Origin of the sequence: Bradyrhizobium sp. WSM1253 (genome assembly GCF_000244935.1) — a bacterium.
GTDB lineage: Bacteria > Pseudomonadota > Alphaproteobacteria > Rhizobiales > Xanthobacteraceae > Bradyrhizobium > Bradyrhizobium canariense.
In genome coordinates, this window is the sequence record NZ_JH600073.1 from 4,123,691 (window position 1) to 4,141,469 (window position 17,779).

The 17,779-nt window shown below is 64.0% G+C and carries 17 protein-coding genes and 1 tRNA gene; 13 read left to right on the forward strand and 5 right to left on the reverse strand.

Annotated elements, in window-relative coordinates:
- Window positions 1-6 precede the first annotated feature (6 nt).
- Window positions 7-516 (reverse strand): DUF2867 domain-containing protein, encoded by a 510-nt coding sequence (locus tag BRA1253DRAFT_RS21055; protein WP_007597665.1) that lies wholly within the window; start codon window positions 514-516, stop codon window positions 7-9.
- 277 nt (window positions 517-793) lie between these two features.
- Here BRA1253DRAFT_RS21055 and BRA1253DRAFT_RS21060 point away from each other — a divergent pair, with 277 nt between their 5' ends.
- Window positions 794-1,816, forward strand: coding sequence for an LLM class flavin-dependent oxidoreductase (locus BRA1253DRAFT_RS21060; protein ID WP_007597666.1), 1,023 nt, complete (start codon window positions 794-796; stop codon window positions 1,814-1,816).
- A gap of 30 nt (window positions 1,817-1,846) precedes the next feature.
- On the opposite strand, the gene BRA1253DRAFT_RS44555 is transcribed toward BRA1253DRAFT_RS21060, so the two are convergent.
- Window positions 1,847-2,005: a hypothetical protein gene (locus BRA1253DRAFT_RS44555; protein ID WP_007597667.1), complete on the reverse strand. Its 159-nt coding sequence runs from the start codon at window positions 2,003-2,005 to the stop codon at window positions 1,847-1,849.
- 447 nt (window positions 2,006-2,452) lie between these two features.
- Between BRA1253DRAFT_RS44555 and BRA1253DRAFT_RS21065 the strand changes: the two genes are divergently transcribed.
- Window positions 2,453-4,747, forward strand: a complete 2,295-nt coding sequence (locus BRA1253DRAFT_RS21065) for an MHYT domain-containing protein (protein WP_007597668.1) — start codon at window positions 2,453-2,455, stop codon at window positions 4,745-4,747.
- Window positions 4,748-4,822: 75 nt separating this feature from the next.
- On the opposite strand, the gene BRA1253DRAFT_RS21070 is transcribed toward BRA1253DRAFT_RS21065, so the two are convergent.
- Window positions 4,823-5,269 (reverse strand): hypothetical protein, encoded by a 447-nt coding sequence (locus BRA1253DRAFT_RS21070; protein ID WP_245285950.1) that lies wholly within the window; start codon window positions 5,267-5,269, stop codon window positions 4,823-4,825.
- 276 nt (window positions 5,270-5,545) lie between these two features.
- Between BRA1253DRAFT_RS21070 and BRA1253DRAFT_RS21075 the strand changes: the two genes are divergently transcribed.
- Window positions 5,546-5,770 carry a hypothetical protein gene (locus tag BRA1253DRAFT_RS21075; protein ID WP_245285951.1) on the forward strand — a complete coding sequence of 75 codons (225 nt, stop codon included), beginning with the start codon at window positions 5,546-5,548 and terminating at the stop codon, window positions 5,768-5,770.
- Window positions 5,771-6,019: 249 nt separating this feature from the next.
- Complete coding sequence (locus tag BRA1253DRAFT_RS21080; protein ID WP_007597673.1) at window positions 6,020-7,441, forward strand: hypothetical protein; 1,422 nt, start codon at window positions 6,020-6,022, stop codon at window positions 7,439-7,441.
- An 80-nt stretch (window positions 7,442-7,521) separates the two neighbouring features.
- Here BRA1253DRAFT_RS21080 and BRA1253DRAFT_RS21085 read toward each other — a convergent pair.
- Window positions 7,522-7,598: transfer RNA gene (locus tag BRA1253DRAFT_RS21085), tRNA-Arg, on the reverse strand.
- A 163-nt stretch (window positions 7,599-7,761) separates the two neighbouring features.
- A complete protein-coding gene (locus BRA1253DRAFT_RS21090) occupies window positions 7,762-9,261 on the reverse strand; it encodes an ATP-binding protein (RefSeq protein WP_007597675.1) in 1,500 nt (499 codons plus the stop codon).
- A gap of 384 nt (window positions 9,262-9,645) precedes the next feature.
- Here BRA1253DRAFT_RS21090 and rpmH point away from each other — a divergent pair, with 384 nt between their 5' ends.
- The 9 genes from rpmH to dapD all read left to right on the forward strand — a co-directional run bounded on the left by rpmH (window position 9,646) and on the right by dapD (window position 17,461).
- Window positions 9,646-9,780, forward strand: a complete 135-nt coding sequence (rpmH, locus tag BRA1253DRAFT_RS21095) for a 50S ribosomal protein L34 (protein WP_008542748.1) — start codon at window positions 9,646-9,648, stop codon at window positions 9,778-9,780.
- 27 nt (window positions 9,781-9,807) lie between these two features.
- Window positions 9,808-10,251, forward strand: a complete 444-nt coding sequence (gene rnpA, locus BRA1253DRAFT_RS21100; protein WP_007597677.1) for a ribonuclease P protein component — start codon at window positions 9,808-9,810, stop codon at window positions 10,249-10,251.
- 13 nt (window positions 10,252-10,264) lie between these two features.
- Entirely contained in the window at window positions 10,265-12,112 is a 1,848-nt protein-coding gene (gene yidC / locus BRA1253DRAFT_RS21105; RefSeq protein WP_007597678.1) for a membrane protein insertase YidC, read from the forward strand.
- A 112-nt stretch (window positions 12,113-12,224) separates the two neighbouring features.
- Complete coding sequence (gene yihA, locus BRA1253DRAFT_RS21110) at window positions 12,225-12,878, forward strand: ribosome biogenesis GTP-binding protein YihA/YsxC (RefSeq protein WP_007597680.1); 654 nt, start codon at window positions 12,225-12,227, stop codon at window positions 12,876-12,878.
- Window positions 12,878-13,249 carry a DUF423 domain-containing protein gene (locus tag BRA1253DRAFT_RS21115; protein WP_007597682.1) on the forward strand — a complete coding sequence of 124 codons (372 nt, stop codon included), beginning with the start codon at window positions 12,878-12,880 and terminating at the stop codon, window positions 13,247-13,249. The genes yihA and BRA1253DRAFT_RS21115 overlap by 1 nt, the downstream gene beginning before the upstream one ends.
- Window positions 13,250-13,419: 170 nt before the next feature.
- Complete coding sequence (gene argB / locus BRA1253DRAFT_RS21120; protein WP_007597683.1) at window positions 13,420-14,307, forward strand: acetylglutamate kinase; 888 nt, start codon at window positions 13,420-13,422, stop codon at window positions 14,305-14,307.
- Between the two features lie 185 nt (window positions 14,308-14,492).
- Window positions 14,493-15,479, forward strand: a complete 987-nt coding sequence (locus tag BRA1253DRAFT_RS21125; RefSeq protein WP_035995319.1) for a DUF1036 domain-containing protein — start codon at window positions 14,493-14,495, stop codon at window positions 15,477-15,479.
- Window positions 15,480-15,678: 199 nt separating this feature from the next.
- A complete protein-coding gene (locus tag BRA1253DRAFT_RS21130; RefSeq protein ID WP_007597685.1) occupies window positions 15,679-16,371 on the forward strand; it encodes a pyrimidine 5'-nucleotidase in 693 nt (230 codons plus the stop codon).
- 244 nt (window positions 16,372-16,615) lie between these two features.
- The gene (gene dapD, locus BRA1253DRAFT_RS21135; RefSeq protein ID WP_035993750.1) at window positions 16,616-17,461 is read left to right on the forward strand and encodes a 2,3,4,5-tetrahydropyridine-2,6-dicarboxylate N-succinyltransferase; all 846 of its coding nucleotides are present in this window, start codon (window positions 16,616-16,618) and stop codon (window positions 17,459-17,461) included.
- Window positions 17,462-17,779: the final 318 nt, after the last annotated feature.

The window sequence follows — 17,779 nt, forward strand, 5'->3', positions numbered from 1 at the left end:
GCACGTTCAACTCTTCATTGCTCTTGCCGCCTGTTCCAAACTGGCCGGCACAATCACGCGATGAAACGGGGCTATCGTCGCAAGATAGATGCGCCCTAGTCGGTTATGGCAATGCACCACGGTACCCGCGACCAGCTCGCGCCCATTTGCTGCATCGGCGCGAAGTTGAATGGTGACGCGGAAGTCGAGATGCCGGTCATCCGCGCCCACTACCAACTCCGTCGCAGTCTTTGACAGCACCGGGAAGAAGCCGATAACCGGCCCACGCTCCGCCGCGGCAAGACCGACGGCGCGCGACGATTTGACGGCGACTGCCGCCATCACCACATCGCGGACACGCGTGAGCGCACGAATCCACCACGCCTGTCGCTCGAGCGCGGCGCGTGCCAGCACCTCTACATCATCGCTGGCGCCCGCCGGCAATTGAATTGCAAAGGCGTCCAAAAGGTCCGCGCCCGCGTAAAGCGGCGCAAGCACGCTGTTGTTGGGCATGGGCACGGCGCGCGCTTTTGTCATGGGATCAGGTACCGCATGCTGGGGAGGGGCGTAGCGCAGCTGGCGCTGCAGACGATGTTGCCGCCGTAGTCCTTTTATATCCACGCGCTCTGCATCGCAACAATCCTGCGGCGCGCATGTCTCAGTTAGGTGAAAAGGGGCGCTTGCCGCGTTGCCTGCTTCGGTCCGCTTCCCCCCTCGAGGAACGGCACTTACGCGTACACGCCTTCCCATGTTGCCATTTTTTTCCTCGAGCCGAGGTGTCGCAAACTCTTCCCATCATCCATATGTTGCCTCCATGAAAAAGATCGGATTCCTCTCCTTCGGGCACTGGACGCCCTCGCCGCAATCGCAGACCCGCTCGGCCGCGGACACGCTGCTGCAATCGATCGAGCTTGCGGTTGCGGCGGAAGAACTCGGCGCCGACGGCGCCTATTTTCGCGTGCACCATTTCGCGCGGCAGCTCGCCTCGCCCTTTCCGCTGCTCGCCGCGGTCGGCGCCAAGACCAGCAAGATCGAGATCGGCACGGCCGTGATCGACATGCGCTACGAGAATCCGCTCTACATGGCGGAGGACGCCGGCTCTGCCGATCTCATCGCCGGCGGGCGCCTCCAGCTCGGCATCAGCCGCGGCTCGCCCGAGCAGGTGATCGATGGCTGGCGCTATTTCGGCTACCAGCCGGCCGACGGCGAGAGCGACGCCGACATGGGCCGGCGTCATGCCGAGGTCTTTCTCGACATCTTGCGCGGCGAAGGTTTTGCAAAGCCCAACCCGCAGCCGATGTTCCCAAATCCGCCGGGCCTGTTGCGGCTCGAGCCGCATGCGGAAGGCCTGCGCGAACGGATCTGGTGGGGTGCCGGCTCGAACGCGACCGCGGTGTGGGCCGCCAAGCACGGCATGAATCTGCAGAGCTCGACCCTGAAGAACGACGAGACCGGCGAAGCCTTCCATGTGCAGCAGGCCGCGCAGATCCGCACCTATCGCGCAGCCTGGAAAGAGGCCGGCCACGCCCGCGAGCCCCGCGTCTCCGTCAGCCGCAGCATCTTCGCGCTGATCGACGATCGCGACCGCGCCTATTTCGGGGGCGAGCGCGGCAGCGAGGACCAGGTCGGCTTCATCGACCCGCGCACCCGCGCGATCTTCGGCCGCTCCTATGCGGCCGAGCCCGACGCGCTGATCGAGCAGCTCAAGCAGGACGAGGCGATCGCCGAGGCCGACACGTTGCTGCTGACCATCCCGAACCAACTCGGCGTCGACTATTGCGCGCACGCCATCGAGGCGATCCTCACGCACGTGGCGCCGGCGCTTGGGTGGCGCTGAGGCGAACGGTCGATTTGGCGAAGCGCGCTCTCAAAGCAAGGCGGCGCTGACAGCCTGTCCGTAGATCATTGCGGCCACGAGAGAGAGCAGCAAGCCCGCGCCCGAAAAGATCACGAGGACTTTCAGAGTTTCGACGTCGACGTCGGTTCTCGTCGCGCGAGATATTGCCTTTGCCAGTGCAGCCATCATCGCCAGCTCCGAACAGGCCGCGCGGAGGCGCGCCTGGTTCCATCTAGCGTCATTGGGCGCGTTTGCGTGTGAAGCAGATTACAGGTGATCTCGCGTGCTGCACCTCACACCGCCGGCCGAGCCTGCCTGGATCTTACCATCGGTAGCGCACCACGCCCTTGCCGGCGTAGCAGCGCGTGACACCGCCCTCGCGTATGACGGGCGGCCGCTCGTCATGCACCTTTTGCGGGAACCGGCCGACTTGCTGCCACCTTTACGGTGCAGGCTCGTCGTCGGTACTATTCTCAACTGATTCTCGTCTGGCGAAGTACGGATGCCGCGGCCGGTCATCGGCGCCGTCCTGTCAGGCGGAAACGATCTTGGTGCCGAGGATGACTCGGCGTCGTCGGGGGAGGACAATTTGCGGGAACGCGAACGCGAACGTAAGTTCGGCTAGCGTCGGCCGAAATGCATCATCATGCGGCTTTTCACGATCCCGTTCTGGTCGCGTTATCGATTCTGATCGCGGCACTCGCCTCCTATACGGCGTTGGACCTGGCGACCCGAATGCGAGCTGCTTCGGGAAGGGCCCGCCGATCCTGGCTGGTAGCCGCCGCGATCGCCATGGGCGGCGGCATCTGGTCCATGCATTTCGTCGGTATGCTGGCCTTCAGCCTGCCTGGAATCGAGATCTCGTACGATCCATTCCTGACTCTCCTCTCGCTTGTCATTCCGATCGTCGTCGCCGCTGCGGCCTTTGCCGTCGTCGGACGACGGCCACGGGCGCTGCTCGCATCCGGCTTCGCGATGGGACTTGGTATCTCCGGCATGCACTATACCGGCATGGCCGCGATGCGCATGGCGGCGCTCATGGAGTACGATCCCCGATGGGTTGTGCTCTCGATCCTGATCGCGATCAGCGCCTCCGTCGTGGCGCTCTGGCTCGCCTTTCGCAACACCAACGCGGTCCAGCGGCTGTTCGCGGGACTGGTGATGGGCCTTGCGGTCTCCGGCATGCACTACGCCGCGATGGAAGGCGCCATGTTCCTGCCGACAAACATCATGGCCCGGCAGGCAGGACATCTCGGCGTCGGTCAGGCGCCGCTCGCGTTCCTGCTCGCCGGCATCACCATTGTGATCCTGAGCATCGGAATCGCGGCTGCCGTCTATGACAGGGCTTCCGCGGAGCGCGCTCAACGCGAAGCCGACACCCTGAGGCGCAGCGAAGAACGCTTTCGGCTCCTTGTCGAAGGTATCGTCGACCACGCGATCTTCATGCTCGATCCGGACGGGCGCGTGGGCAACTGGAATCTCGGCGCGCACCGGCTGATGGGCTATGGCGATGACATCGTGGGGACGAGCTACACGATCTTTCACACCGAGGAGGATTGCGCGGCCGGGGCCCCGGCGCGCGCCCTTGTTGAAGCCGAGCGGGAGGGGAAGTCTGCAATCGAAGGCTGGCGTGTCCGCAAGGACGGCAGCCGCTTCTGGGCGGAAGCAACGATCGTTGCGGTACGGAACGAGAGCGGCGCAATCGCCGGCTTTGCGAAGATCGTGCGCGACGTCAGCGAAAGGCGACGGGCACAGGATGCGCTGGATCGGGCGCGCGAAGCACTGATGATGTCGCAGAAGATGGAAACCATCGGCCAGCTTACCGGCGGTGTGGCCCACGACTTCAACAACCTGCTCGCAGCCGTTCTCGGCAGCCTCGAACTTCTGAAGAGGCGCCTGCCGCCGGGCGATGCGAAGGTGCAGCGCCTGGTGGACAACGCGACGCTAGGCGCGCAGCGGGGCGCGTCCCTGACCCAGCGTATGCTCGCTTTTGCGCGTAAACAGGATCTCAGGCCGGCGGTCGTCGATATCCACGAATTGGTGCACGGCATGGCCTCATTGCTGAAATTCGAGGCCGGAATTCGTGTCGAGACGCTGTTTCCGATGGACCTGCCGAAGGTGAGGGTCGACGCGAACCAGCTCGAACTGGCTGTCCTCAACCTGGCGGTCAACGCACGTGATGCGATGCCGGGCGGCGGCCTGATTACCATTGCCGCTCGCGAAGAGCGGGGCGATGGCGGCCTTCGGACGAGCGACTATGTTGCGCTCTCGGTGAGCGACACCGGCTGCGGCATGGATGACGAGACCCTCAGGCACGCCCAGGAGCCGTTCTTTACGACCAAAGGCGTCGGCAAAGGCACCGGGCTCGGCCTGTCAATGGTCCACGGACTTGCCGAGCAGTCCGGCGGCAAGCTCGCTTTGAGGAGCCTTCCCGGGGAGGGCACGACAGCCGAAATTTGGCTGCCGATGGCCGGGGAGACCGCGGTGCCTGACCCGCGCGCGGAAGCTCCGGCGCCCGTACCGCGGGCCAGCCGACAGCTTTCCGTACTTGTCGTCGACGACGACCTCCTGGTGCTCGAGAACACGGCAGCGATGTTGGACGATCTTGGGCACATCGTGGTCGAGGCGCGCTCGGGCGACGAGGCACTGGCTTTGCTCCGCCGCACCCGTACCGTCGACCTGGTCGTGACCGACTATGCCATGCCTGGGATGACTGGACTGCAGCTGGCCAGCGCTGTCGCCGCGGAGCGCCCCGGGACGGTCATCCTCCTGAGCACGGGATACGCAGAGATTCCCAGCGACGAACGATCCAGCCTGCCGCGATTGTCAAAACCATTCGACCAGGCTGCGTTGGCGAAGGCCATCGAGGCGGCAATGCGCGAAGACGAGCCAACCGGATCCATCGTCGCCTTTCGGCCGAAGAGCGCGTGAAAGCCGGATGATGAATGGCGCACGCCGCCTGCGCGCGGTGCGGTCCCGGTTCGGAGACTCCAAGGCAATGGTCCGTCAAATCCCGCCGGGAAGCTCGACGCCCGCTTCCGTCAGGTCACGGAGGAATTTCCGCACCAGGAGCATGTTGGTTCTTTGCAGCTCGTGATTATTGCCGAACTTGAACTGATTGGCTTCGGTCACGATCAGTCCCTGGTCGGTCTCGCGGAAAATGCCTTGCTTCTTCAAGCGATCGGCGCGCCGCCGGACGGTTTCGATCGGCAGACCGAAAAAGCGGGACAGGGCGGCACGGGAAACGCCCTGCTTGATCTTGTCCGGCTCAACCGCCTGAATGCTGCCAAATTGCCGGTCCAGTTCGGGGTTCTTCATGATCTTGAGAACGTTGGCGTTCAAGACCGCATGAATGATCATCAAGTCCAGCGGATCGAAATCGTAGTGGCGGAACATTTCGCTGGCTGCGCACAGCATGTAAGCCAACGAGTGGCGGGAGACGGTTCGGATCAAATCCGCCGCGATGTCCTCGCCTTCAGTCGTACCAACCATGGCCAGTGCCCGCTTCTACGGATGTCCGGTCCGACGTCCACAAGTCGGTTGCAAGCCAGTTATATGTCTCCCTGGCGCACCGCGTGAGGCAGGACCGGTCTGCTGTTTCCCCCAATATGGGTATGGTCGCGGTTCCATCGGGTCAATAGCTGGCTTGTCGGCAACATCATTTTCACCGATACGAGGTTGAGTTGCCGGGCGCGCAATTGGCGCGTGCCAATTGTAGTCATGGGCCAAATGACATTTATCATCGAAGCTATTAAAGACGACTGCCGCACCGTGGATTTCCGTGACAGCGCGATCGTTGCGGTGATCCTGGCCCGCAAGCACGCGGTGAATGGTTTTGTGGTTTCGATCACGGCTCCGAACGGGCAGCTTTTTTTCGCCGATCAGTTCAACCTTTTGCTGACGAGCAAGGGGCTCGGTTCGGATCCGACGGCGCAGGAAGTTGGGCGGCGCTAAAGCGGGCCTTGTTCGCGTAGGCTTGGAACCGGTGCAATCAATTGCAGCGGCTTCGGTGAGCGGTGCGAGCAGGCATCGTCGGCGCGTACGCGGCCCTTGCGTCGCAGGGCCAGTTCGGGTGCCAAAGAAATTCGTTGATCGTCGTTTCGAAAAATCCAGTTCCGGATCGAACAGGTCGCGCGGGCCTGCTAAACTCCGGCATGGCCGCGCTTACGCGGCGACCGGGAATTCCGGGATGCGAGCAGGGATATGGCCAGCAAGCACGTGCTCGAAGGGTTGATAAGGTGGTCTACGCGCGATCGATGGGCCGATCGGTTCGACTGGGTCCTTGAAGGTCACCTTGTCCCCACCTGCGAGGAAACCGGCATCGAGATCGAGCAGATCGCTTCGACCATCGGCGAAGACCTGTTCATGAGCACCGTGTGGGCCTGCGCTTTCGAGGACTTCCTGACCCGTGAATTCGACGGCGAGAACGCGACGGATGACTATCTCAAGCGCCGCGGCTGGAAAGAATCCGCATCGATTCGCAATTACATGGCCGCGCTGCGGAAATCGACGATGAGCCTCTATGAGGTCAGCGACATCGTCCCCGACACTTCGTTCCTGGCGCGCGACCTGCTTCGCGACACCGAACCGGTCCTGGTCAGCGAGCGGAGCGCGACCCGAAGCCTCAAGCCATGGGACCGCATTGCCGCGCGCGTGGTTCATGTCGGTTCGCGGTCGCAGATCGGTGGCGGCTTGCTGGTATTCGACCACGAGACATCGGAACTCTTGGTCGCGGCCGTTCGGAAGCTGGAGTCGCTGAGCAGCGAGGAAGAGCAAGAATTGGCGGAAGCGAACGGATACGAGTTCGACGAGGACCGATTCTCGGACCTTTCTCCCACCGACAGGCTCCGCGCAATCACGCCCATGTTCACCACGTTCTGGCTTGTCGACGCGATCGACCGAATTCAGTCACCGAGAATTCCCGATTTGCGGAACGCGGAAGGGGACGAGGTGATGCTGTGCGAGGCGCGCTTCCCGCTCGCCGCCCGCACCACGGGGCGTGACATCCGAGCGGCGTTGGAAGCACGTCCGGAGTTTCGCGCCACGAGCTCGAAGTCATGGAGCTGGGTTGGCGAAAACAGAAGCGCAGCCAAGCCCGCCGCCGCACCAGGGCACGACGGATCATCGCGGAAACAGCTGACCTTCGAAACATGGTCCGACGAGGACAGGCTCGTGCTGGGCGATATACGGCTGGAGAGCAAGACGTTGGTGCTCAATACCAACTCCGAACAGCGCTGCAGCCGCGGATGCGCACTGCTGTCCGACGCGCTCGGCGGACGCCTGCGCCACCCCTCGGTCAAGACGGAATCGATCGAGCAGGTCATGGTGTCGCGAGAGTCTGCCATGCCAAATCAGCTCGATATCCCTGAGGACGAGCAGCGTGCCATCGTCCATGACTACATGGACCGGCATTACCGTGACGTGCTCGATCAACCGGTTCCCGCGCTCGACGGGCAAACGCCGCGGACCGCGGTGAAGACGGAGGGCGGACGGATGAAGGTCGTCGAGTGGCTCAAGCTCATGGAGAACCGGACGGCGAAGCACGCCGATCCAGATAATCCGATGGCCAGCTACAATTTCGCGTGGCTATGGACAGAGTTGGGTCTCAGTGAGCGGAGGGAGTGAACGAACCGGGCAATGACCGCTGCGCTGGGCCGCTGAAGGGGGCTTCGATCCGCGTGACCAGGCGACAGTCGGTACCGAAATGGCGCGCCCGGAACGATTCGAACGTCCGACCCTCAGATTCGTAGTCTGATGCTCTATCCAGCTGAGCTACGGGCGCGTTTTTCGCTGACAGTGCGGGCGTGGCCCGCAGGCAGCCCCCGGCGACGCCGGAGGGGTGCGAAAGAGCGCTCTGACTAACCGCTCTTGCCCCAATTGGCAAGGTCCGGATTGGGGAGATTTTGCAGGGACATGACGGTTTCCGCACTCGGCCGCCGGCCGACCTACGCCCGCGCCCGCTCGTTGCGGACGGAGAGCAGTTCCACGGGGCGGTCGGGGATGACGATCCGGAAGGTGGCGCCGATGGTGCCTTCGACCAGATGGATGTCGCCGCCATGGGCGCGGACCAGCTCGGCGGCGATGGCAAGGCCGAGGCCGCTGCCGCCGGGGCGGCCGGAGGTCTGGAACGCCTCGAACAGGTGATCGCGGGTCTTCTGCGGCACGCCAGGGCCGGTGTCGGAGACCTCGATGATGGCGACCGCGCCCTCGCGTTTTCCCGTGATCCGGATCTGCTGCGCGCCGCCCTCGGCGGACGCATGGCTTTCCAGCGCCTGGGCGGCGTTGCGGACGAGGTTGAGCAGCACGCGAAACAGCTGGTCGGGATCGGCGTCGACCGCGAGCCCGCGCTCAATCGCGGCGACCCAGGCGATCGAGGCGTCGGAGGCAAGGCCGGCGGTCTCGCGCACCTCCAGCACCACAGGCTCGATCATGATCATGCGCCGGTCGGGCGCGGCTTCCTGAGCGCGGCCGTAAGACAAGGTCGACTGGCAGAAGGCGATGGCGCGCTCGAGCGAGCGCACGAGTTTTGGCGCAAAGCGCTGCACCCGCGGATCCGGCACGCTGGCGAGCTGGTCCGACAGGAGCTGCGCCGAGGCCAGCAGATTGCGCAAATCGTGATTGATCTTGGAGACGGCGAGGCCGAGGGCGGCGAGCCGGCTCTTCTGGTGCAGCATCGACATCAGGTCGCGCTGCATGTCCGACAATTCGCGCTCGGCAACGCCGATCTCGTCGCTGCGCTGGCTCGGCACGATGATCCCCGCCGAACTCTCGGGATTTTCGTGGAAGCCGACCAGGCTCGCAGTCAGCCGCCGCATCGGGCGCACGAAGAGATAATGCATGGCGAGATAGACGAGGCCGGCGGTCAGCACCGCGATGATCAGCGCGACCACCACGACGTTGCGGGAGAAGCGGTACATTGACTGCCGCAGCGGCAGCTCGTCGGTGACAATCTCCATGAACTGGGCGTTGCCGACGCCGGGCCCGACGATCCGGATGGCCTGGTTGCCGGTCTCCAGCATCATCCGGAACGAGCCGGTGATCGCCTCCCACGCCGTCATGTCGCGCAGGTCGATGTCGTGCTCGATGGCCGCGGGCAGATTGTCGCTGGCGAGCAGACGGCGCTGCTGGCCCATCTTGATGGCGACGGCGCGCGCATTGATGCTCTTCAGGATCTCGCGCGAGAGCGAATCGGGGACCATGCCGAGCGGCGCCGCATCGAGCACCAGCGCCGCCGTGTTGGCCGCGGCGACGCGGTCGTTGAGCCGGTTGACCCAGAAGTTGGCGATGGCCGGCACGTAGAGCAGGATGGCCGCGATCATCACCAGGGGAACGGTGAGCAGCAGCAGCTTGCCGGACAGCCCAAGCCCGCGCGTCCCGCGCGGCAGCGTCGCCGGCGGGTCCCGCTGATCCCCATCCTGGATCGGCTGGAGGTCTGTCGCTGCCACGAAATTCGCCCTCGCTGCCTTTACCGGATTAAAGATGTCGCCGGGTGAAGGGTTTTGGCGCGTATGAAGATGCGGCCCGCCCCCAGCGCGGTCAAATTACAGATCGTCAATCTGCCAAGGTCGGATGTAAGCGCAGATCTGGCGAGTCGCCACCTCAAGGGTTAAAAACCCCAGACTAACAGCGATATTCGACGGAATTGAGCGCTCGTGCGGCGTTGACGAAAAGAAGGCGCTCGCTTATAAGCCGGCCAATTGTCCGCGATGACCCGGTGTGACCGCCGGGAGCGGCTCTCTTGGGGCCGAAAAAGGCCCGTTTTGGGCAGCATCTTCCGGACGTTATCATCAATTCTACAGGCAAATTGCCCGGTCAGCGGAGAAAAACCCGTGAAGCGGACTTATCAACCCAGCAAACTGGTGCGCAAGCGCCGTCACGGCTTCCGTGCCCGTCTCGCCACGGCCGGCGGCCGAAAGGTGCTCGCCGCCCGCCGCGCCCGCGGCCGCAAGCGTCTGAGCGCCTGAGCCGGACCCCCTTTTTGGGATTTCATCATGGATCGGCTGAGGCAGCGAGCGGATTTCCTCGCCGTTGCCAATGGCGCGCGGGTGAGTAGTCCCGCGTTCGTCCTGCAAAGCCTTGACCGCCGAAGCCTTGACCGCCAAAACCTTGGCCGAGACGACAGCGGCCCGGTCCGGATCGGCTTCACCGTCACCAAAAAGAACGGCAACGCTCCCGAGCGCAATCGCATCCGGCGCCGGCTTCGCGAACTGGTGAATCGGCTCGATCCGGTGTCGATGCAGCCCCATCATGATTATGTGCTGGTCGGCCGAAGGGACGCGCTCTCGCGCGACTTCGCCACCATGCTCGACGATCTGCGCATAGCGTTCGCGAAGCCCGCACGGCATACGCGCAAGGGACGCGGCTCAAAAAGCAGCCCAACAACCGACGGCTCAAAGCCCGGCCCCGCTCCTGCGACCAGCCGCAAACCGGATTGATGACGAGAGAATGATGACCGACAACCGCAATACCATCCTCGCCGTCATTCTGTCGGGCTTCGTGCTGATCGCCTGGCAGTATTTCTACAACATGCCGGCGATGGAGAAGCAGCGCGCCCAGCAACAGGCGCAGGCCGAACTGCAGAAGGGCACGCCGCAGCCGACGGCTTCCGCGACGCCGGGCGCCGCGCCGCAGGCCGGCAGCACGGCCCAGCCGGCGACGCCGAGCGCGAACCAGCAAGCCCAGCCGGTCGTTGCCCGCGACGTTGCGATTGCTGCCAGCCCGCGCGTGAAGATCGAGACGCCGCGAATCGCCGGCAGCATCTCGTTGAAGGGCGGCCGCATCGACGATGTCGCGCTGGTGCAATTCCGCGAAACGGTCGACCCGAAGTCACCGCCGATCATTCTATATTCGCCCTCGGGTACCGCGGAGCCCTATTACGCCGAGTTCGGCTGGGTGCCGGCGACGGGCGTGACGGCGAAACTGCCGGACGCGCAGACCGTCTGGAAGCAGGACGGCAGCGGCAGCCTGACGCCGACCACGCCGGTGGTGCTGAAATGGGACAATGGCGAAGGCCTCAGCTTCCGCCGCACCATCGCGGTCGACGACCACTACCTCTTCACCGTCAAGGACGAGGTGAGCAATGTCGGCAACGCGCCGGTCACGCTCTATCCGTTCGCGCTGATCTCGCGCCACGGCACGCCGCAGGTCTCCGGCTACTACATCCTGCATGAAGGCCTGATCGGCTATCTCGATGGCTTGCAGGAATACGCCTACAAGAAAATCGACGAAGCCCGGACGGTGAACTTCAAGGCCACCAATGGCTGGCTCGGCATGACCGACAAGTACTGGGCCTCGGCGCTGCTGCCGGACACCAGTGCGCAAATTCAGGCGCGCTTCTCGTCGAACCCGAGCGGCAACGTCCACACCTACCAGACCGATTATTTGCTCGATCCCGTCACTGTCGCGATCGGCGGCTCCGCGACCGCGAACGCGCGGCTGTTCGCCGGCGCCAAGGAAGCCAGCGTCGTCGGCATCAACTTCCCGCTCGCCGGCCATGGCGGCTACAACAAGGAACTCGGCCTCAACCATTTCGATCTGTTGATCGACTGGGGCTGGTTCTACTTCATCACCAAGCCGATGTTCCTCGGCCTCGACTTCTTCTACCGCTTCTTCGGCAATTTCGGCATCTCGATCCTGCTCGTGACCGTGATCGTGAAGCTCCTGTTCTTCCCGCTGGCGAACAAGTCCTACGCCTCGATGGCGAAGATGAAGTCGGTCCAACCGCAGCTTCAGGCGCTGAAGGAGCGCTACCCTGACGACAAGGTGAAGCAGCAGCAGGAGATGATGGAGATCTACCGCAAGGAGAAGATCAATCCGGTCGCCGGCTGTCTTCCCGTGGTGATCCAGATCCCGGTGTTCTTCTCGCTGTACAAGGTGCTGTTCGTCACCATCGAGATGCGGCACGCGCCGTTCTTCGGCTGGATCAAGGATCTTTCCGCGCCGGACCCGACCAACCTGTTCACTCTGTTCGGGTTGATCCCGTTCGATCCGACCACTATCCCGGTGTTCGGCCACTACCTCGCGCTCGGCATCTGGCCGATCATCATGGGCATCACGATGTGGTTCCAGATGAAGCTGAATCCGACGCCGCCGGATCCGACGCAGCAGATGATCTTCAACTGGATGCCGCTGATCTTCACCTTCATGCTGGCGGGCTTCCCGGCAGGCCTCGTGATCTACTGGGCCTGGAACAACACGCTCTCGGTGCTGCAGCAGAGCTTCATCATGCGCCGCAACGGCGTGAAGGTGGAGTTATTCGATAATCTCAAGGCGACGTTCGCGAAGAAGGCGACGTAGCGGTCGTCATTGCGAGGAGCGAGCGACGAAGCAATCCAGAGCCCCTCCGCGGACGCATTTCTGGATTGCTTCGCTTCGCTCGCAATGACGCGGACAAACAGAAAGCCTTCGCATGAATGACGACAAGGATGCGAAGCTGATCGAGGTCGGGCGGAAGCTGTTCACGCGCGACTGGCAGTTCATCTGGGCCTCGCCCTCGACTGAAACGCTGCCGCCGATGGCGGGGCTGGAGATCGCCTTTGCCGGCCGCTCCAATGTCGGCAAGTCCAGCCTGATCAACGCGCTGACCGGGCGCAACGCGCTCGCGCGCACCTCGCATACCCCGGGCCGCACCCAGGAGCTGATCTTCTTCGAGGTCCCCGGGAAAAGTGAACTGCGCCTCGTCGACATGCCCGGCTATGGCTACGCCAAAGCGCCGAAGAGCCAGGTCGCGTCCTGGACCGAGCTGATCCACAAATTCCTGCTCGGACGCGCCAGCCTCGCGCGTGTCTACGTGCTGGTGGACGCGCGGCACGGCCTCAAGGACGTCGATCTCGAAGTCCTGAAGACACTCGATCGCTCCGCGGTCAGCTACCAGATCGTGCTGACCAAGGCCGACCAGATCAAGGCCACCGAGCTCCAATCGCGCATCATCGAGACCGAGGCCGCGCTCGCCAAGCGTCCGGCGGCGTTCCCCAACGTGCTCGCGACCTCGTCGCGGAGCGCGACCGGCATGGCCGAGCTGCGCGCAGCGATCGCAAAGTTGCTGGAAGAGCGAACCTCGTAATGACGGCATTCCGCCTGCTGATCGGGCTTGCCGGCGTGATGGGCGCCGCCGGCGTCGCGCTGGCCGCGGCTTCCGCGCATGGCGGCGATGCGAGCCGGCTCGCCGCCGCAAGTGCCATGCTGCTGTTTCATGCAACCGCCATACTCGCGGCCGTCGCCCTGCTCGGGCGCGGCCTTCTGCACGACGGAATTGGCATCATCGCCGCGTCCGGCTTCGCAGCCGGCGCCGCGCTGTTCGCGGGCGACCTCACGTTGCGGCAATATGCCGGCCATTCGCTGTTTCCCTATGCAGCGCCGACCGGTGGATCGGTGATGATCTTGAGCTGGCTGGCGGTGACGCTCGCCGCGGTGGTGGTGAAGCGCAGTCCGTAGCCCGGATGGAGCGAAGCGCAATCCGGGAGAGCTTGCGCGGGTAGATTCCCGGATTACGCTGCGCTCCATCCGGGCTACGCGGCTGCGTGTGGGGGACGAAGACCACTTTGCGCCCCGCCCGCCAATCGGATAGAACGCGGCCCGAGTATCCCGCCAGCGAGATCCGCCTCATGACCGAAATCTCCCCGCTCGACCAGGCCCGCATCCTGTCCGAAGCGCTGCCGCACATGCAGCAGTATGACGAGGAAACCATCGTCATCAAGTATGGCGGCCATGCCATGGGCGACGAGGAGACCGCGAAGAATTTCGCCCGCGACATCGTGCTGCTCGAGCAGACCGCGATCAATCCGGTGGTGGTGCATGGCGGCGGCCCGCAGATCGCGACCATGCTGAAGCGCCTCGGCATCGTCTCGGAATTCGCAGCCGGCCTGCGCATCACCGATGCCGCGACCATCGAGATCGTCGAGATGGTGCTCGCCGGCTCCGTCAACAAGCAGATCGTCGGCTACATCAACGAGGCCGGCGGCAAGGCCGTGGGGCTATCAGGCAAGGACGCCAATATGGTGAAGGCGTCCAAGACGACGCGCACCATCATGGATCCGGACTCGCACATCGAGAAGGCGGTCGATCTCGGCTTCGTCGGCGATCCCGAGAAAGTCGATCTCACGCTGCTCAACCAGCTGATCGGCTACGAGCTGATCCCGGTGCTGGCACCGCTCGCGACCTCGAAAGAGGGACAGACGCTGAACGTCAACGCCGACACTTTCGCCGGCGCTGTGGCCGGCGCGCTGAAAGCGAAGCGGCTGCTGCTGCTCACCGACGTGCCGGGCGTGCTCGACAAATCCAAGAAGCTGATCCCGCAGCTCTCGGTGAAGGACGCACGAAAGCTGATCGCCGACGGCACCATTTCCGGCGGCATGATCCCCAAGGTCGAGACCTGCATCTATGCGCTCGAACAGGGCGTGGAGGGTGTCGTCATCATCGACGGCAAGATGCAGCACGCGGTGCTGCTCGAGCTCTTCACCAACACCGGCACGGGCACGCTGATCCACAAGTGATGCGAGAGGCGCCACGCATGAAAGCCGTCATGGCCGGGCAACAGCGCGAAGCGCGTCTTCGCGAAGATGCCCCGGCCATCCACGACCTTTCGTCCCGCGCCAAGAACGTGGATGCCCGGGACAAGCCCGGGCATGACGAGTTGAGGACTCGGCGGCATCGCCGCTCGACCTTCACACGCTTCCTGATGACCCTCCCCGCCGCGGCCGTCTCGTTCGTGTTCTCCTCCGCACCGGCCTTCGCCGACCTGAAAATCTGCAATCGCATGTCCTATGTCGTCGAGGCCGCGATCGGCATCGACGACAAGGCGGCGACCGCGACGCGTGGCTGGTTCAGGATCGACCCCGCCACCTGCCGCGTGGTGGTGCAAGGCACGCTCTCCGCCGACCGCATCCTGCTCAACGCCCGCGCGCTTGGCGTCTACGGCGCCTCCCCGATCCCGCAGAACGGCAGCGACACGCTGTGCGTCGCGCAGGACAATTTCGTCATCGCGGCCGCGCGGCAGTGCCGCAGTGGCCAGACCCAGGCCGCCTTCACCCAGATCACGCCGACGCAAGGCGCGGACGGCAATTTCGTCGCCTATCTCGCCGAGGACTCCGAATATGACGACGAGCAGGCTCGCCTCGCCGGCATCCAGCGGCTTTTGGTGATCGCAGGCTACGACGCCGCGCCAATCGACGGCGTCGACGGGCCGAAGACGCAAGGCGCGCTGGCCGCTTTCCTGAAGAGCCGCGGATTGTCGTCCGACATCCTGTCGTCGCCGAACTTCTTCAAGACCATGGTCGATGCCGTGCAGACGCCGTCTGCGACCGGCCTCACCTGGTGCAACGACACCACGCACAAGGTGATGGCGGCGGTTGCCACCGACGACGGCAAGGCGGTGACCAGCCGCGGCTGGTATCGCATCGACCCCAAGACCTGCCTGCACCCCGATGTGAGCGGCCAGCCGAAGCAGATCTTCAGCTTCGCGGAAGCCATCGACGCCGACAATCGCGTCGTCAAGCTGAAGGACAAGCCGCTGAACTGGGGCGGCGACAAGCAGCTTTGCACGCGCGAGACCAAGTTCGAGACCAACGAGCAGACCGACTGCGGCGCGCGCGGCTTCGCGGCCACGGGCTTTGGCGCGGTGGACATGTCGAGCGGCGGCAAGACGCTGCGGTTTGCGATGCCGTGATTGCTTTTGTGATCGTACCGGTGCCATGCACTCCGCTGTCGTCCTGGCGAAAGCCAGGACCCATGACCCCAGGATTCGGTTTGGCGAAGAACGACGACTAGCGTGCCCCAATGATCGGTCACGGAGTATGGGTCCTGGCTTTCGCCAGGACGACGATTGAGGGTGGGGCGCCACCGCGGTCAACGGATAGAGAGTGAAAATGAAATCCCCCCGCGCCTTCGGCCATGTCGACACCTGGGTGTTCGACCTCGACAACACGCTCTATCCGCACCACGTCAATCTGTGGCAACAGGTCGATGCGCGGATCACCGAGTTCGTTTGCAATTGGCTCGATCTGACAGCGGTGGAAGCGCGCAAGATCCAGAAGGATTATTACCAGCGCTTCGGCACCACCATGCGCGGCATGATGACCCTGCATGGCGTCCGCGCCGACGACTATCTCGCCTATGTCCACAAGATCGACCACTCTCCGCTAGAGCCGAACCCGGCGCTGGGCGAGGCCATCGCAAAACTGCCGGGACGAAAGCTGATCCTGACCAACGGTTCGGTCGATCATGTCGATGCGGTGCTGGCGCGGCTCGGCTTTGCGACGCATTTCGACGGCGTGTTCGACATCATCGCCGCCGAATTCGAGCCGAAGCCGGCGCCGCAGACCTACCGCAAGTTTCTCGCCGACCATTCGGTCGATCCGACCCGCGCCGCGATGTTCGAAGACCTCGCCCGCAACCTCACCGTCCCGCACGAACTCGGCATGACCACCGTGCTGGTGATACCGGATGGGACGAAAGAGGTCGTGCGCGAGGACTGGGAATTGGCGGGCCGTGATGCCGCCCATGTCGACCATGTCACGGATGATCTCGCGGGTTTTTTGGGCAGGCTGTCTCCCAAATAACCGCTGTCGTCCTGGCGAAAGCCAGGACCCATTATCCCAGGGTGGAATTTGGCGCGAGCTGATAACTACCAGCCTTCGCCAAACACCTCCCAGGGGTAATGGGTCCTGGATCGGCGCTCACGTTGTTCGCTTGTCCAGGACGACGATGGAGGACGACACTGAGTTTGCCTTGACTCCGTCCCCCCAAATCCCGAAAAAGCGCTCCAAATCACCGCAAATCCTGCCTTCCCGAGAGGAAATCCTGATGTCCCTGTCCGCCCTCGAATCCACCATCAACGGCGCCTTCGAGGCGCGCGATGGCGTCTCGACCTCGACCAGGGGCGAGGTCCGCGAGGCCGTGGATCACGCGCTGGAGATTCTGGACAAGGGCGAGGCCCGCGTTGCCGAGCGCGGCACCGACGGCAAGTGGAAGGTCAATCAATGGCTGAAGAAGGCGGTGCTGCTCTCGTTCCGCCTCAACGACATGGGCGCCATTCCCGGCGGCCCCGGCAAGGCGACCTGGTGGGACAAGGTGCCCTCGAAGTTCGACGGCTGGGGTGAGAACCGTTTTCGCGACGCCGGTTTCCGCGCCGTCCCCGGCGCCATCGTGCGCCGCTCGGCCTTCATCGCCCGCAACGTCGTGCTGATGCCGTCTTTCGTCAATCTCGGCGCCTATGTCGATGAATCCACCATGATCGACACCTGGTCGACGGTCGGCTCCTGCGCGCAGATCGGCAAGCGCGTGCACATCTCCGGCGGCGTCGGCATCGGCGGCGTGCTCGAGCCGCTGCAGGCCGAGCCCGTGATCATCGAGGACGATTGCTTCATCGGCGCGCGCTCCGAGGTCGCCGAAGGCGTGATCGTGCGCAAGGGCGCGGTGCTGTCGATGGGCGTATTCCTAGGTGCCTCGACCAAGATCGTCGACCGCGACACTGGCGAGATCTTCATCGGCGAAGTGCCTGAGTATTCGGTCGTCGTTCCCGGCGCGCTGCCCGGCAAGCCCATGAAGAACGGCCAGATCGGCCCGAGCACCGCCTGCGCCGTCATCGTCAAACGCGTCGACGAGCGCACGCGCTCCAAGACCAGCATCAACGAGCTGCTGCGGGATTAAGTTCGGCCAGCTGCGATCATCGTCGTCCCGGCGAAGGCCGGGACCCATACTCCCGCGCGTGGTTTGGCGAAGACTCGGAGTTAGCAGCTTCGCGACCAAATGTGTTTTGTGGTTATGGGTCCCGGCCTTCGCCGGGACGACACCGAGAGTCCGTCTCGTGGAAATGTTCATTGTCCCCGGCACCTCGGGCGGCAACCGGTTCGGCGCCGATCCGTTGGCTAGGGTGGAGAGCGGCTCCGCGCCCGCCCCGCCTGCGGCGAGAAGCTGGGACCAGCAGAGCGAGATCGAATTTGTCCCGCCCAGTGCTAGCCCACCCGG